The organism is Streptomyces anandii JCM 4720, from assembly GCF_014650655.1.
In the GTDB taxonomy this organism is placed as follows: domain Bacteria; phylum Actinomycetota; class Actinomycetes; order Streptomycetales; family Streptomycetaceae; genus Streptomyces; species Streptomyces anandii.
In genome coordinates this window covers 280,965-296,446 of the sequence record NZ_BMVJ01000005.1, presented here as the reverse complement: position 1 = coordinate 296,446, position 15,482 = coordinate 280,965, and the positions used below count along the sequence as shown (strand labels likewise).

11 protein-coding genes and 1 pseudogene are annotated in these 15,482 nt (G+C 71.4%); 9 read left to right on the top strand and 3 right to left on the bottom strand.

The genetic code is table 11. The features are described from left to right. Positions 1 to 517: pseudogene (locus IE249_RS37045) on the top strand (acyl-CoA dehydrogenase); the annotation flags it as partial. A gap of 136 nt (positions 518 to 653) precedes the next feature. Here the strand turns inward: IE249_RS37045 and IE249_RS12150 are convergent. Both IE249_RS12150 and IE249_RS12145 read right to left on the bottom strand, forming a co-directional pair. Further along, positions 654 to 1,115, bottom strand: coding sequence for an HIT family protein (locus IE249_RS12150; RefSeq protein WP_189704788.1), 462 nt, complete (start codon positions 1,113 to 1,115; stop codon positions 654 to 656). A gap of 313 nt (positions 1,116 to 1,428) precedes the next feature. After that, complete coding sequence (locus IE249_RS12145) at positions 1,429 to 2,973, bottom strand: hypothetical protein (protein ID WP_189704787.1); 1,545 nt, start codon at positions 2,971 to 2,973, stop codon at positions 1,429 to 1,431. A gap of 502 nt (positions 2,974 to 3,475) precedes the next feature. On the opposite strand from IE249_RS12145, the gene IE249_RS12140 reads away from it, so the two are divergent. From IE249_RS12140 to IE249_RS12120, 5 genes are read left to right on the top strand one after another with little or no spacing between them, the layout of a single operon-like run. Continuing rightward, positions 3,476 to 4,738 carry a phenylacetate--CoA ligase family protein gene (locus IE249_RS12140; protein WP_189704786.1) on the top strand — a complete coding sequence of 421 codons (1,263 nt, stop codon included), beginning with the start codon at positions 3,476 to 3,478 and terminating at the stop codon, positions 4,736 to 4,738. Then, positions 4,735 to 6,024 carry an MFS transporter gene (locus IE249_RS12135; RefSeq protein ID WP_189704785.1) on the top strand — a complete coding sequence of 430 codons (1,290 nt, stop codon included), beginning with the start codon at positions 4,735 to 4,737 and terminating at the stop codon, positions 6,022 to 6,024. Before IE249_RS12140 ends, IE249_RS12135 begins: the two co-directional genes overlap by 4 nt. Continuing rightward, positions 6,021 to 7,157, top strand: a complete 1,137-nt coding sequence (locus tag IE249_RS12130) for a GNAT family N-acetyltransferase (RefSeq protein WP_189704784.1) — start codon at positions 6,021 to 6,023, stop codon at positions 7,155 to 7,157. The genes IE249_RS12135 and IE249_RS12130 overlap by 4 nt, the downstream gene beginning before the upstream one ends. Next, the gene (locus tag IE249_RS12125) at positions 7,154 to 8,320 is read left to right on the top strand and encodes a LuxE/PaaK family acyltransferase (RefSeq protein ID WP_189704783.1); all 1,167 of its coding nucleotides are present in this window, start codon (positions 7,154 to 7,156) and stop codon (positions 8,318 to 8,320) included. The genes IE249_RS12130 and IE249_RS12125 overlap by 4 nt, the downstream gene beginning before the upstream one ends. Beyond that, complete coding sequence (locus IE249_RS12120; protein ID WP_189704782.1) at positions 8,317 to 10,836, top strand: acyl-CoA reductase; 2,520 nt, start codon at positions 8,317 to 8,319, stop codon at positions 10,834 to 10,836. The genes IE249_RS12125 and IE249_RS12120 overlap by 4 nt, the downstream gene beginning before the upstream one ends. A 55-nt stretch (positions 10,837 to 10,891) precedes the next feature. Here IE249_RS12120 and IE249_RS12115 read toward each other — a convergent pair whose 3' ends face one another. Next, positions 10,892 to 12,091, bottom strand: coding sequence for a PucR family transcriptional regulator (locus IE249_RS12115; protein ID WP_189704781.1), 1,200 nt, complete (start codon positions 12,089 to 12,091; stop codon positions 10,892 to 10,894). Between the two features lie 74 nt (positions 12,092 to 12,165). Here IE249_RS12115 and IE249_RS12110 point away from each other — a divergent pair, with 74 nt between their 5' ends. The 3 genes from IE249_RS12110 to IE249_RS12100 all read left to right on the top strand — a co-directional run. Further along, on the top strand, positions 12,166 to 13,422 hold the full coding sequence (locus tag IE249_RS12110; RefSeq protein WP_189704780.1) for an alkyl sulfatase dimerization domain-containing protein: 1,257 nt from the start codon (positions 12,166 to 12,168) through the stop codon (positions 13,420 to 13,422). A gap of 85 nt (positions 13,423 to 13,507) precedes the next feature. Continuing rightward, positions 13,508 to 14,626: a Ca2+-dependent phosphoinositide-specific phospholipase C gene (locus IE249_RS12105; protein ID WP_189704779.1), complete on the top strand. Its 1,119-nt coding sequence runs from the start codon at positions 13,508 to 13,510 to the stop codon at positions 14,624 to 14,626. 96 nt (positions 14,627 to 14,722) lie between these two features. Next, a partial coding sequence (locus IE249_RS12100) for an SCO6745 family protein (protein ID WP_189704778.1) occupies positions 14,723 to 15,482 on the top strand: 760 nt, incomplete at its 3' end.

The following is a 15,482-nucleotide window of genomic DNA, read 5'->3' as shown; positions in this document are numbered from 1 at the left end:
CGCCTACGAGCCCGTGCCCACCCGCCTCGACGCCGCCGACGACGTCTTCCTCTTCAGGCAGGGTCCGGCCCGCGGCCTCGGCTCGGTGCGGTTCCACGACTGGCGGCCGGCCTTCGACGCCTACGCCCATCTGCCCAACGTGACCCGCTTCCGCGAACAGGCGGACGCCCTCTGCGAGTTCGTACGCACGGCGGCGCCCGACGAAGAGCAGGCCCGGGACCTCGACCTGCTCCTCGCCGTCGGGCAGCTCTTCGCCCTCGTCGTGCACGGGCAGCTGATCCTGGAGCAGGCGGCCCTGACCCAGCTCGACGAGGACGTGCTCGACGAGCTGTTCGCCGTCCTCGTACGGGACTTCTCCACGCACGCCGTCGAACTGCACGGCAAGGGCTCCGCGACCGAGGAGCAGCAGCTCTGGGCGCTCGACGCGATCCGGCGCCCAGTCGTCGACGAGACGCGCTCCGGACGCGTCTGGCAGCGGGTCGAGGCCCTGTCGGGGGCCTACGAGATGAGGCCCTGAGGCCTCGCGCCCGCCCGCGGAGCACGGTGGCCGCCACCGTGCTCCGCGAGGGCCGAAGACCTGTGCGACCGGACCATGGGCCATCCCGCCGCGACGCGGGGCAGGCAGGGGGATGAACGGCACGCCGGCGATGGGCTCATGGCTGCCCGGGGGCATGTCCGCCCCGAGTCAGGCCGGCCCTGATCCGTGCGGCGTCGTCGTCCAGGTCCGCTCGGGACCGCTCCTGCCACCTGACGTCCAGACGGAACCGGTCGTCCGCTGTGCGGGGGAAGACATGCACGTGGAGGTGGAAGACCGTCTGATCGGCCGACTCCCCGTCGGCGAGGAAGACGTTGACTCCCTCGCACGGCAGCCCGGAACGCCGCAGCCCCCGCACCAGTACGTGAACGACCCCGAACAAGTGGGCGGTCAGAGCCCGGTCGATGTCCTCCAGGCCTGCCGCATGCGCCTTGGGAATGACGAGGAGATCACCGGGCGCCGCCGGACGGATCTCCATGAAGGACAGCACCTGCGCGTCTTCGTACACCCGGCTGGCGCGCACCCGGCCACCGACGATGCCGCAGAAGACGCAGTCCGTATCCACGGCGGACACACCCATGAGGCCAGCATGCGCACCCACTGCGCTCCCCGCAATTCCACAGCCACGTGGGCGAGGGCCCTGAGGCCGGCCGTGGCCGCTGCCGGGCCCAGCGAGCGGCCCGGACGCGGCAGGTCGATCACCGCCCGGGCCGCACGTCGTGCCGGCGGCCCCAGGCGGGAGGCCTGGGGCCGGATGACCCGGCGCCGCATCGGTCCGGCGTGCCCGCACGGCCGGACCGGCGGAACGGGGACCGGACGCGTTGCCCGCCCACAGCTCCTCCCGGTTCCGGTTGCCCGGGACCGAAGGGCGTACCTCCGGGGCACGGCCCGGATCAGCCCTCCTGCGAGCCGATGTTCACCGAACGGTCGGTGGCCAGACACTGGGTCTGAGTGCGGCTGTCGGTGAGGGTCAGCGTGGTGTCGTTCGTGTTGCCGCAGGCGTTGTTCTGCCGACCCTCCTGCGCGATGTTCTGCTGGATCAGCGCCGCGCCACTGGAGCCGCCATCGGCACGCGCACCACCGTTGAACGTCCTCGTACCCGCGTTCTGGGAGAGGTCCACGGTCTTGCACGCGGTCTCCCGACGGCCGCCGGTGACGGTCACGCCCGCGTTGTTGTCGTTGGCGCAGGCGTTGTTCTGCCGGCCGGACTGCGCGATGTTCTGCTGGGTGACGTCCCCCACTGCCGAGCCCCCGTCGGCTTCGGCGCCGCGGCTGACCTCTTCGGCGTCCCAGGTGTCGGAACGGTCCACCGTCACGCACCGGTCCGCTGCCCGCTCACCGCTCAGCGTGACAGTGGTGTTGTTGCTGTTGCCGCAATCGTTGTTCTGCCGGCCTTCCTGCGCGATGTTCTGCTGGAAGAGGTCGTCGCCCGAGCCGCCGCGGGCCCGGCTCGGACCACCCTTGATCACACTGTGCCGGGTGCGTGAGTGATCCTTGTTCAGACATTCGGTGCGGGTTCGCTCGTCGGTAAGGGTGAAGGCCGGGATGTTGGGGTCGGCACAGGTGTTGTTCTGCCGCCCCTCCTGCGCGATGTTCTGCTGCTCGTCGGTCAGTGCTCCGCCCTCGGCCCGGGCGCCACCGCCCCGGTGCAGGGTGTCCTCAGTCAGCGATGCATCCTTGTTGCCGCACTGGACACCCACTGAGCTGCTGGTCACCGAGGCTGCCTGAAAGATGCTCTGCGGGTTGGCGCAGTTGTTGTTCTGCCGCCCCTCCTGCGCGATGTCCTGCTGCTCGGCGCTGCCTGCCTGTCCGCCGATGGCCCGGGCACCGCCGCCCGTCTCCCAGACATGCCGGTTCGCCGAGACGTCCTTGTTGCCGCAGTCGACATTGAGCCGGCTGTCGGTCAAGTCGGGGAAGATGTAGTTGGGACTGTCGCAGACGTTGTTCTGCCGGCCTTCCTGCGCGACGTTCTCCTGGTCGAAATTGCGTCCCGAGGCGCCGTCGGCAAAGGCCCCCCGCCCCGAGGAGTGCGTGTACTCGTTGACCGAGCGGTCCAGATCGCCGCACCGTGTCGCGATCCTGGTGTCCGTGGCCGACAGGGACAGGGTGTTCGGGCTGGCGCAGTCGTTGTTCTGCCGGCCGCGCTGAGCGACGTTCTCCTGGGAGAGGCGGGAGGTGCCGTTGCCGCCCGATGCGTGCGCGGGACCGTAGTGCACCTTGGAGAACAGGTTGTGGGAGCCGTCCGCGGTCACACAACGCCCCTGCAGCCGTCCACCGGTCAGCGTCAAGGACTCGTCGCCGTTGACCGTGGAACAGTGGTTGTTCTGGCGCCCGTCCTGCGCCGTGTTGGCCTGGAACACGTCACCGGTGGCACTGCCGCCCTCCGCAACGGCTCCGCGATTGTCGGCGGCGGCCTGCCCGCAGGCGGCCGCCGACATCACTCCGCTCACGACGGCCACCGCAGCGGCCACGGACCTCATTTTCCCTGCGTACACAGCGCCTCCTTGACGAGTGCGTCTTCCCGACGGCCCACGCCTCGGCCGCCGTGACCGCTCAACGCCTTTCACACGGACCGGACACGGGCGCGGTGCCGGGACAACCCGGACGGCGGCAACGCGGTGAGCCTGCGCACCGGCCACCGGAGCCCGGCGCCGCGGGTCCATAAACGTGGTTTCTGGAATGCTCAAGCTTTCCTTATGGAAGGTCCGTCGAATGTGGTGGCCGTCTCTTCATCGGACGGAACCGAACACGTCGCCGCCCCGTCGGCGTACGGCGCGTCGAAGTCCTGGACCGATGGGCCGAGTTGACGCTGGGCCGAGTTGACGCAAGGGCGTTTCGAATGGTGAGATGCATTCACACTTCGAGACGCCGCCAATCTTCCCGGCGCCCCGCTGAACCGTCCTACCGCGACAGGTTCTCCATTGCTTCGAGCAGGAATTGATGCCCGTTCAACCTCTCGCGGAGCTCATACGCTTCGCGCGCCACAACTCGCCCTTCTACCAGCAGCTCTACTCTCATCTGCCCCCGCACGTGGCCGATCTCACGGACCTTCCCGTGGTACCGCAGAGAGATTTCTGGCAGGCGAACTCGCCCCATGAGAACAGACTGCTGACCGCACCGCTGGACGAAGCCGTCGTGTTTCGCAGCGGCGGCACCACAGGCGCCCCGAAATTCTCCTACTACACTCGCACGGAATGGCGAGAATTCACCGCGGCGTTCGGCGCGGGACTCGTCACCGCCGGGCTGCGGCCGGGCCACCGGGTGGCCGACCTGTTCTACGCGGGCGACCTCTACGCCAGTTTCAGTTTCGTTCTCGATTCACTGCACCGTTCTCCGGTGGCGAATGTGAGGCTGCCCATCGGCGGGGCGGCGCCCTGGGAATCCACCGCGGCCACTCTGGAGCAGTTCCGGGCGCAGGTCGTCGCCGGCACGCCGACCACACTGTGCGCGCTGGCCGAGCGGCTCGCCTCCGCCGGTCGCACCCTGCCGGACGTGGAACTGCTCTTCTTCGGCGGAGAGTGCCTCTTCGGAGACCAACTGCCTCTTCTGAAGGCGGCGTTCCCCAACGCCCAGGCGCGCTCCCTGGGTTACGCGAGCGTGGACGCCGGACTCCTCGGCGAGGCGGTACCCGGGGCCGACCCGAGAGTGCACCGCGCGTTCACGCCCCACACGGTGGTGGAGATCCTCGACGAGGACGCTCGCCTGCCGGTCTCGGCCGACGGCGTACCCGGTCGGCTGGTCGTGACCGACCTGCGCAGACGGCTGATGCCCGTCCTGCGCTACCCGGCCGGCGACCGGGCCGAATGGGTGGACCGGGAGGCGGGTGTGTTCCGCATCCTCGGCCGGGCCGAGGAAGGGGTGCGGGTCGGCCCCGTCTCGCTGCACACGCAGGACGTGCACGACATCGTCACCGCCGCCGACGCGGCCGGGCGGGTGAGCGGGCTGCAACTCGTGGTGCGCCGCCAGGCCGGCCGGGACGGCCTGCTGCTGCGGCTGGCGACGGGCGAACCGGCGGACATGGACGCGGCGTTGGGCGAGTCCATCGTGACGGCGCTGCTGGAGCAGCGCCCCCTCTATGCGAGCGCGACAGCGGCCGGACACGTCAATCCACTGGCGGTGGAGTGGGTCAGGCACCACGACCTGGCCGTCAACGCCCGGTCCGGCAAGCTGATCCGCGTGGTCGACGAACGGCCGCACTCATGAGCGACCTCGCCGGGTGCGCCCGGCGCCTGCCCCTGGTGCTGCGCAACCCGTCGTTCGGCAGGGTCTGGGCCGGTCAGGTCCTCAGCCAGGCCGCGTCCAGGATGTACCAGGTCGGCGCCGTCTGGTGGCTGGTCGGCGTCGCGGGCGGCGATCACCGGGGACTGGATTCCGGCCTGTTCCTGATGGTGAGCAGCCTGCCGGCGATCGTGCTGGCTCCCGTCGTAGCGCGCCTCGTCGCGCGCCACGCCCACCGCACGGTACTGGCCACGGCGGCGGCCGCCGCGGGCGTCCTCAGCGCGGCCACGGCGGTGTGGGCCGGCACGGCCGCCCTGCCCATGATCGCGCTCTACGCGGCCGGGCTGGCACTGGCGGTCAGCCAGGCGGTCTTCGACCCCTGTCTGACGACCTCGGTGCCGGAGCTGGTCGAGGACGCCGACATCGAGGCGGCCACAGCGTTCGAACTGTCCACCCAGTCGCTGGCCGGGCTCGCGGGCGGGCTGCTGGGCCCACTGGTGGTGGACGCCGGCGGACTGGCCGGCGTGGTGGCCGGATGCGCCGGCGCCTACCTGTCGGCGGCCCTGCTCATCGTCTCGGCCCGCTTCCCCCGCGCAGCGGTGGGCGACGGTCCGGCGGGCGAGGACGCGCCCCGGACCCTGACGCTGCGCCACATCCTGGCCGGCCTGCCCTTCGTCCGCCGTGTGCTGCTCTGCTTCGCCGCGGCCAATGTCTTCACCACCGCCGTCTACGTCGTCATGCCCCTCTACACGCGAGGCACCCTGCACGCGACCGGCTCGACCGCTGCGCTGCTGGAGGCCGCGCTGGGCGCCGGCACACTCGTCGGATCGTTCACCGGCGGGCGCGTGCCAGGACGTCCCATCGCTGTGGGCAGCGGGTGCCTGGCCGCCATGGCGGCCGCGCTCGCACTGCCGGGCCTGTGCCCGGGGCACGTCGCCGCGGTCGGCTCCCTCCTGGTCGTCGGCTGGTGCGTCGGGGTCATCGGGGTCCGGTTCGTGGCGTTGTTCCAGCGGCAGGTGCCCGCCGGGGACAAGCCGGGCTTCTTCGCGGTGATGCAGGCGCTGCTCGGCGCCACCTTCCCCCTGGCCTCGCTCCTCTTCGGCGCGCTCGGCGACCACCTGACGGCCCGCACGCTGTGCCTGGTGCAGGGCGCCGGCCTGCTTCCGGTGACGGTGGCGCTGTGGCGGCTGCGCGGACCCGCGGAGGACACCGAACCCGGACAGCCGGGCCGGCCCGCCCGCCGGGCGACTCTGACGGGAGAAGCGTCATGAGCGTGGTCCTCGCACCCGCGGCGATCCAAGACGTCGCGGAACTGCGGCAGTTGTACTTCGACGTGTACGGGCACGGCTACCCGGTACCCCTCGGCAGCGATCCGGCCGTCATGCGCCGGCTGGTCTCCGACGGCACGGCCCACTGGCTCACCGCCCGCACACCGCACGGCGACCTGGTCGGCTCCGCCGTCGTGCAGACCGACCCGGGCGACCGTGTCGGCAAGCTCGTCGGCCTGGCCGTCCACCCCGCGCACCGCGGCGAAGGACTCGCCTCCCGGCTGACCGGCGCCGTGTGCGCGGAGGCGTTCAGCACCGGCCGCCTCGACTCGGTGTACGCCACCGTGCGTGTCGTCACCGAGGGACCGCAGAACGTCGTCGTACGCAACGGCTTCCGCCCGCTCGGTCTGATGCCCAACGCGGTCGAGGTCGAGGGATGCGAGAGTCTGGCGCTGTTCGCCCGCTACGCGGACGGCGTGCTGGAGCACCGCGCCCCCGTCGGCCACGTACCGGAGCGCCTCACGGCACTGCTGTCCGCCGCGACTTGCGGCATCGGCGTCGACTACACCGGGACCGGACGGGTACCCGCGCGCCCAGCGACGCGGGCCGCCACCGCAGCCGAGCCGATCGAGCTGATCGCGGCCCCGGCCTTCGTCCGCCGCCGCTTCGCGGAACGGTTCCCCGGCCCGGACGACCGCTTCTTCCCCCTCCACACACCCAACGCGCTGCTGGTCGCGGCCGACGGCGGCTTCGAGGCGTACGCCGACCTCGATCCCCTGGCGGGCGGTTGCGCCCTGGTCGCCGTCCACCCGCGTCCGGCGGCCGTGGCCGGAGCCCTGGAGGCGCTGATGACCGCGGTCACCCGGGCCGGCGCGGACTACGCCGAGACCCTGCTGCCGCTGGCCGACACCGAGGCCCTGGACGTCTTCCTGGCATCGGGGTTCGTGCCGAGCGCGGTGTACCCGGCGATGCGCCGCGTCGGCGACCGCTTCCACGACTACGTGGTGCTGTCCCGCACCAGCCGTCAGATCGACTTCCGCACGACGGCCGTCAGCCCGCTCCTCCAGCCGTACCTGAGGGCCTACCTGACCGCCTGGACCGCCACCTATCTGCCCCTCCACGAGGTTTCCCGATGAACCCCCATCTCGCTCCTGTCGAGGTCCCCGACCCGGAGGCACTCGGTCACGTGCAGCGGCTGTGCGACCTCGCGGCGCCGTACACGACCGGCGCCGGCGTCGACGAGCTGTTCGCCGACGCGATGGCACAGGCCAACGCCTGGCACGCGCGGCGCTCACCGTTCTTCGCCTCGCTCCTGGGCGATCCCCCGGAGGAGGCCGCGCCCACGGTCGGCGAGCGCGTACGCGCCCCGCTGGTGCCTGCCGCGTTCTTCAAGCGCCACGAGGTGCTGTCCGTCCCCCGTGACGACGTCTTCCTGCACCTGACGTCCTCGGGCACCACCGGTCAGAAGTCGCAGATGTTCTTCGACGAGTGGACCATCCGCGCGGCGCAGCGCATGGTGGCCCGCGTCTTCGACCACTACGGCTGGATCACGCCCGATCAGCCCGTCAACTACCTGCTGTACAGCTACGAGCCGGCGCCTTCGCTGAAGCTCGGCACGTCGTTCACCGACAACTACCTGTGCGACTTCGCCCCGGCCCGGCACACCACGCACGCGCTGCGGCACACCGGATCCGGCCACGAGTTCGACGTGCACGGCTGCATCGCGGCGCTGCACCGCTACGCCGAGGAGGACCTGCCCGTGCGCATCCTCGGCTTCCCCGCCTTCCTGCACTTCACGCTGGAGCGGATGAGCGCCATGGGTGTGCCGCCGCTGCGGCTGCCGAAGGGGTCGCTGGTGGTGCTGGGCGGTGGCTGGAAGGGCCACGCCGACCGGCAGATCGGCAAGGACGAGTTCTACGCGGAGGTCACCGAACTCCTCGGAGTCCCCGGCGAACGCATCCGTGACACCTTCGGCTCCGTCGAACACTGCGTGCCGTACGTGGAGTGCGCCGAACACCGTCTCCATGTGCCGGTGTGGTCGCGCGCCGCCGTCCGCGACACGGCCACACTGCGGCCGCTGCCGTACGGAGAGCGAGGCTTCCTGCACCTGGTGAGCCCGTACATCACCTCCGTACCCGCCGGCAGCGTGGTGATGGGCGACCTCGCCTCGCTGCACCCGGGTGAGGAGTGCGCCTGCCCGCTGTCCACCGACTGGTTCACCGTGCACGGCCGTGCCGGGACGAGCCGTAACCGCAGTTGTGCCGTCGCCGCCGCCGAGCTGCTGAAAGGGATGCCGTGACCAGCTCCGTACCCGACCCCCTGCTCCACCTGTGGCAGGGCGACTTCGTCGACGACGCCGAGGCCGGCCGGCGGCTCGCCGAGCTGCCCGAGCTGACGGGGCGTGTCGTCGCCCGGCCGCTGCCCACCGATGTGGTGATCGGCGCGTGTGCCGCGGTGAGCGCCGAACTGGCCGACCCGGCCTCGCCGTTGCACGTACGGCTGGCGGCGCACCTGTCCGCGGACGAGGCCGAAACCGTCCTCGCCGAACTGGCCGCCGCGCTCAGCCGGCAGGCCCTGGAGCGGAAGCTGCGGCGGGAGTTGGGCGGCGTGCGCCCCGAGCGGCTGACGCGGCCGGACGCCCGCCTCACGGCGTACGAGTCCTGGGCACCGGTGGGTCTGCTGGTGCACATCGCGCCGGGCAACGCCGCCACGGTCGCGCCGCTGAGCGTCGTCGAGGGACTGCTGGCGGGCAACCTCAACGTGCTCAAGACCAGCGGCTCCGACACCCCGCTGGCCCTCGAGCTGCTGGCCGCGCTGTGTGCGGCGGACCCCAGCGGCTCGATCGGCGAGCGGGTGGTGGTCCTGCGCTTCCCCTCGTCGCGCCGGGAGTGGCTGCGGGAGCTGTGCGGGCAGGCCGACGCGATCGCCGTGTGGGGCGGCGAGGACGCCGTGCGGTCGGTGAACGACATGGCGCCGCCCGGCTGCCGGGTCGTGGAGTGGGGGCACCGGATCTCCTTCGCCTACCTGACCCTCGACGCGGCGGCCGACGTCGCCACCCTCGACGCCCTCGCCGCGGACGTCTGCCGGTTCGAGCAGCAGGCGTGCTCCAGTCCGCAGGTGGTCTACCTCGACACCGAGGACGGTCAGGAGGTCTTCGCCTTCGCCGAAACGTTCGCCGAGCGGCTGGCGAAGGTCTCCCGCGCCCGGACGGCGCCGCTGCCCGGACCGGCCGAGCAGGCCGAGATCACGACCGTGGAGCAGCTCGCCAGGCTCGAACGACACCTGGGCCTGACCCGGGTGATCGCCGCCACGGACGGCAGCTGGCGGGTCCTGGCCGACACCCGGCAGGCGCTGACCGCCTCCCCGTTGCACCGGACCGTCTGGGTGAAGCCGCTCGCGCGCCACACCGTCACCGCGACCCTGCGGCCGATGCGCAGGTATCTGCAGACGGCGGCGGTCGGCGGCGACCCGGCCGACGTGGCCGAGCTGTCACGGGCCCTGCTGGCCGCGGGCGTCACCCGGGTCACTCCGGTCGGCTCCATGCACGAGGGCTACGAGGGTGAGCCGCACGACGGTGTGTACGCGCTGCAGCGCTACAGCCGGCGGGTGAGCGTCCGCGCGTCCGCCGCGGCGTTCCGCACGGTGCCCTGCCTGGACGACCTGGTCGCGCCGCCCGTGCTGCCCCCGCCGCCGGACGGCCCGCCGCTGGGCAAGGAGGACGTGCAGACGGCGCTCGCCTCCCTGCCCGACGAGTACGCCCACCTGTACTTCCGCAGCGGGGGCTCCACGGGAGTCCCGGCCCTGTCCGTGTTCACCTGCGACGACTACGACAACCAGATGCGGGCCGCCGCCGACGGACTGCTCGCCGCGGGATTCGACCCGGCCCGCGACCGGGCGGCCAACCTGTTCTACTGCGGCGGGATGTACGGGAGCTTCATCAGCTTCTTCTCCATCCTGGAAAGGCTCAACGCCACACAGATCCCGATGGCCGCCGGGCCCGACCACGCCGCGGTCGCCGAGGCGCTGGTCAGGCACCGGGTCGACACCGTGTTCGGCATGCCTTCCTACCTGTGGCAGCTGTTCCACGCCGAGGCGGACCGGCTGCGGGCCTACGGCGGCGTCCGCACCGTGTTCTACGGCGGTGAGCACTTCACGGCGGAGCAACGCCGGGTGCTGACGGACGAGTTCGGCGTGAAGGTGATCCGCTCGGCCGCCTACGGCAGTACCGACCTCGGCCCCCTGGGATACCAGTGCGCCGCCTCGCGGGGATCGGTCCACCATGTGCTGACCGACCTGCACACTCTGGAGATCCTCGACCCGCACGCGGACGTGCCCGTGGCGCCCGGCGAGCCCGGCAGGCTGGTGTTCACCTCTCGGGCGCGTGCCGGGCAGCGGCTGGAGCGCTACGAGATCGGCGACCTGGGACGCGCCGTGGAAGGTCCGTGCCCGTGCGGCAGCCACGTACCGCGTCTGGAACTCCTCGGCCGCCACGGTGACGTGGTGCGCGTCGGCACGTACTTCTTCAACTACCGGCGCTTCGTGCGGGCGGCGCAGGAGCGGCTGGACTACCGCGGTGAGACCCAGTTGCTGGTCTCCCCCGGTGCCGGCCGCGAGCGGCTGACGGTGCGCCTCGACGAGCAGTACGCGTCCGACGCAGCCGCCGCGCGGGACGCCTTCGTCGCCGAGGTGGCGGAGGTGGCCTCGGCCGAGGCGGAGGAACTCCTGACGTTCGCCGTGGAAACCGTGCCCAGGGCGGCTTTCGAGCGCACCGCTGCCAGCGGCAAGCTGCGCACGGTGGTCGACCTGCGCGGGTAGGCACGGCGCGGCCGGTGCCCGGCGGGCACCGAACACCTCCGCCCCTGCGGTCGGTTCAGTGGTCCGCCGGCCTCCTGTCCGAGGCTCGCAGGGGTGCCCGGGGGTTTCGGCCGGCGATCCGGTGCAGGGTCAGCGCGGCACCGAAGAGCTGGACACCGCGGCCGGTGTGCGGATCGACGCCGGTCAACTCGGCGACTCGGGCCAGGCGGTTGTCGACCGTGTTCGGGTGCACGCCGAGTGCCTGGGCCGTACGGCGCCGGTCGAAGTCGCAGGAGAGGAAGGCGGCGACGGTCTCGGTCAGGCCGGGGTGACCGTCCAGCGGTTGCAGCAGGGCGCCCAGTTCGGGCGCGCTGTCCGCGGCCGTCGCCACATGGTATTCGAGCAGCACGTCCCGCAGCCTGTGCAGGCCCGGCCCGTCTGCCACCAGGGCGATGCGGCGTGCTCGTTCGGCCGCCGCGGGCACCTCCTGAAGGGTGCCCGCGGTCGCGACGCCCACGATCGGCGCTGCCGGACGATGGGCGGAGAGCCGGCCGGCCACCGCGTCGACCGCGATCCGGGAGGGCAGAAGGACGTTGCCGCCGCTCTCGTCCGGCAGGCTGAGCACGCGTCCCTCGGCCAGCGGGGCGAGCCGGGCGAGCGCCCAGCGCAGCGACCGGCGTGCCGCCACGGGTGTCTGCGGCTCGGGAGCCCGCACGCGGAGGACGAGGTAGCCCGACTCCAGTGGCAGCCCGTAGCGGGCGGCGACCTCCTCGGGCTCGTCACCGCGGATCAGTGCCCGGGCCAGCTCCCTTGGCGCAGCCTGCTGGTCGGCGAGGGCCGCCAGGTAGGCCTCGGTGACGTTTTCGACGGTGGCCTGCAGCGCCTTCAACTGCATCCGGATCAGGGACCGCAGCGCCGCTTCCTCACCCGGACGCGCCAACTCGCCCAGCGCGTCCAGCAGTACCTCCGCGCCGACGTGGTATCCCCTGAGCAACTGCACCAGGGGAAGGCCCTCTTCGGCGCGTTCGGCGGCGCGCTCCCGGAACAGCCAGATGTCGACGTCCGGTTGGCCTCGCACGTGGCTCAGGAACCCGCGCAGCGCGTGACGAGCCGTCGCCGCCACCTCCACGTCCCGCAGCTCGGCGGGCAGGAGGTCGAAGCCGGGCACCTCGGCGCGCTGTCGTTCCACGATGGATCTGGCCAGCTGGTTGACCCGCGGTTCGAGGCGTGCGGCCAGCCGGATCACCCCGTCCCGCTCGGCGTCTGGTTGTGACATGTCCCAACAGTAGGCAGCCACCGGTGGCCCCGCAGTCGATTGCCGCGTGCACGGGTTCACGGTGGCATGGGCCCATGAGCTTGTCCCTCACCGATTACGCAGACCGGGTCTGGCACGGCGCCGTCGACGACAGCATCGTCCATGCGGGGCAGGCGGGTTCCGGCGTCATCGAGGTGGTCGACGGCGTGGGCTGGCATCCCGGCTTCGGCAATGTCGTCACCTTCCGCACGGACGACCAGGTCATCCTGTTCGACACCGGCAACCCGCTCTCGGCCGGCAGTCTCCACCAGGCCGTGCGCGCCTGGACACCGCTCCCGGTGACCACGGCCGTCTTCTCCCACGGACACATCGACCACGTCTTCGGGATGGGTCCCTTCGACGCGGAGGACGCGGCACGCCCGACCGTGCTCGCTCACGAGAGGATCGGGGAGAGGTTCGACCGCTACCTGCTGACGGGCGGCTACAACGCGCTCATCAATCGTCGGCAGTTCCAGGCACCGGACCTCCGCTGGCCGACCCGGTACCGCAGACCCGACCTGACCTATCGCGAAGCGATCACCCTGACGCGCGGGGAGCTCACCTTCGAACTCTTCCACGTCGAGGGCGAGACCGACGACGCGACCGTCGCCTGGGTCCCCCGGCACCGCATCCTGTGCCCCGGTGACATGTTCATCTGGGTGAGCCCCAACTGCGGCAACCCGCAGAAGGTGCAGCGCTACCCGCGCGAGTGGGCCCTGGCGCTGCGCCGCATGGCCGCCCTGGGCGCGGAGGTCATGCTGCCTTCCCACGGAGCGCCTGTCTTCGGCGCGGCCCGGATCCGCCTGGCCCTGACCGAGACCGCCGAGTGGCTGGAAAGTCTGGTCGAGCAGACGCTGGACGGACTCAACGCCGGTGCCCGGCTGGACGAACTGATCCACTCCGTGCACCCGCCCGCCCACCTGGCCGACCGCGTCTACCTGCGTGCCAGGTACGACGAGCCGGAGTTCATCGTGCGCAACCTGTGGCGGCGTTATGCGGGGTGGTTCGACGGAAATCCAGCGCACCTGAAACCGGCTCCCGAGGACCGGCTCGCCACCGCGTTGGCGGATCTGGCCGGCGGTGCGGCCGCACTGTCACAGGCGGCCCGGCGTTACGCCGACGCGGGCGAGTTGCGGATCGCCGGCCACCTGGCGGAGTTCGCCGTACAGGCCGACCCGGACGACGCAGCCGCACACGCGGCACGCGCCGACGTCAACCAGGCGCGCGCCGAGCACGAGTCCTCCCTCATGGCCCAGGGCATCTTCACCTGGGCCGCCGCCGAGTCACGAGGGCGGTGCGGCGGCGAGCCCTGAGCGGTGGCACAGCCGACGGCGGACCGCTCCCGCCTCCTTGCCCGATCGTGCCGTGCACGACTCTCCCCTTCACAAAGGAGCCTCGATGCCCTCCGCTCCCACGCAATCCCGTCCGTGGCGTCGCAAGGCCTTCGGTCTCGCCGCCACCGTCCTGCTCGGCCTGGCCTCGGCATGGGTCACCGCCACACCCGGCAACGCCGCCACGGTGAAGCCGATGCCGGACACATCGGCCTTCGACGATGTTCCCTTGAACCAGATGTCCGTGCCCGGACTGCACAACGCCTATGACAAGAGCAAATCGAAGTCGATCACCGCGGGCCTCGACCTCGGAGCCCGTCTGCTGGAGATCGACGCCTACAGCACCTACGGCAATCCCGGCGGTTGGGTCGTCAGTCACTCCGATCCTTTGATCAACGACAACAACTGCACCTACCGCACCGGTTCGGGCGTCTTCAGGAAGACCTGGGAGAACGGCAGCCTCAGAACCTGCCTCGACGACCTCAGGGCATGGAGCGACGCTCACCCCGGCCACGACCCCGTCTACCTCAAACTGGAGCTGAAATGGGGTTTCCGCTCCAACGCGAACATGGGGCCGACCCAACTGGACAAGCTGGTGACCGCACACCTCGGTGCCGGGAACCTCTTCACCCCCGCTGACATGCTCGGGACCGCCTACCCGACCCTGGACGCGGCGGCGCGGGCCGGCGCATGGCCCTCCTGGGGCCGGCTCCGCGGAAAGTTCATCGTCTTCCCGATCACCGGCACCATCGAGAACAGACTTTCCGGCTACAAGCTGGACAGCCTCTCCACCGAACAGGAATACGCCCAGCACCTGGCCGACCTGTCGGCAGCGGGCCGGCTCGAGACCGCCTCCATGTGGCCCGCCATGACCCACCCGGGCCCGAACGGCGATCCGCGCCTCGTGTACCCGGCCGGCCTGCGGCCCTGGTTCGTCGTCTTCGACACCCAGGCCACCCGCTGGCTGAACGACGGGTACCCCATGTCCTGGTACTGCCGCAGCAACTACCTCACCGTCGAGGGCTCGGCCGAGAGCGTCGCCCCCGCACTCGACGACACCGATCCCGACCCCACCGCCGCCGCCGAACGCGTGCGGTACCTCGCCCAGCAGGGCCACTCCAGCGTCACGACCTTCGACTGGATGAACGCTCCCGGCGCCTTCACCCTCTGGAACCGAAACTGCTGACGGGGCGAGCTGATGACGGGAATCCCCGACCGCCGACGGCAGGTTCGGACAGCGGACGGCGAGTGGCCCGAGAGGAGCCGCCGCAACGCGCGCTCCGTGCAGACCACCATCGGATGGATCTTCTGGGATCCCGGGGCCACGGCGCGGTACGAGGCCCGTGGCCTGCCGAACCCGCTCGGCTACGTCGCCTCCCGGGGAGCGCCACTCGCACCGGCCGGAGCCGAGGCACTGACCGCGGCGTTCGGCACCATCAGCCCGCTCGGCATCGCTCTCACCTTCGAGCTCCTGAAGGGAGAGACAGCGGCCTTCCAGGAGTTCTGGCGACTGCGGGACGAAGCCGTCGACGAGGGGCTGCGGCGTCACGCCCCCGGCATCGTCGACCCGCTGACCGAGATGGGGCCGGCACTGTGGTCCGCGATCGATCGCCTCCCCCGGCTGGGACGCGTGCTGTTCGCCGCCACCGCCGCCATGCCCCGCCCGGAAAGTCCTCTGCTGTCGGGCTGGCACGCCGTGAACGCGCTCCGCGAGTGGCGGGGAGACACGCATTGGGCCCTGGTGGCCTCGGCCGGCCTGACGTCCGCGGAGGCGTCGATCGTGCACAACGAATGGCTGGGGTACACGGACGACTGGCTGAGCGCCTCCCGGGGTCAGACCCGGCAGGAGATCGACGAAGGCTGGGAGACACTCTCGCGCAAGGGACTCGCGGCGGGACGCAGACTCCTCCCCGTCGCTCTGCGGATGCGCCAGCGGCTGGAGGACCTCACCGATGAACTCACCGCCCTGCCCTGGCAGTTGCTGGGAGCGGATTTCTCCAGGGAGTTCGCTGAGCGCCTCGAACCCCCGTGTGAACTGCTGC

Coding starts and splice junctions, on each gene's coding strand:
- IE249_RS12105 (WP_189704779.1), top strand. CDS start 13,508: ATGCCCTCCGCTCCCACGCAATCCCGTCCGTGGCGTCGCAAGGCCTTC.
- IE249_RS12115 (WP_189704781.1), bottom strand. CDS start 12,091: ATGTCACAACCAGACGCCGAGCGGGACGGGGTGATCCGGCTGGCCGCA.
- IE249_RS12125 (WP_189704783.1), top strand. CDS start 7,154: ATGAACCCCCATCTCGCTCCTGTCGAGGTCCCCGACCCGGAGGCACTC.
- IE249_RS12130 (WP_189704784.1), top strand. CDS start 6,021: ATGAGCGTGGTCCTCGCACCCGCGGCGATCCAAGACGTCGCGGAACTG.
- IE249_RS12150 (WP_189704788.1), bottom strand. CDS start 1,115: ATGGGTGTGTCCGCCGTGGATACGGACTGCGTCTTCTGCGGCATCGTC.
- IE249_RS12110 (WP_189704780.1), top strand. CDS start 12,166: ATGAGCTTGTCCCTCACCGATTACGCAGACCGGGTCTGGCACGGCGCC.
- IE249_RS12145 (WP_189704787.1), bottom strand. CDS start 2,973: ATGTCGGCGGCCGCCTGCGGGCAGGCCGCCGCCGACAATCGCGGAGCC.
- IE249_RS12140 (WP_189704786.1), top strand. CDS start 3,476: ATGCCCGTTCAACCTCTCGCGGAGCTCATACGCTTCGCGCGCCACAAC.
- IE249_RS12135 (WP_189704785.1), top strand. CDS start 4,735: ATGAGCGACCTCGCCGGGTGCGCCCGGCGCCTGCCCCTGGTGCTGCGC.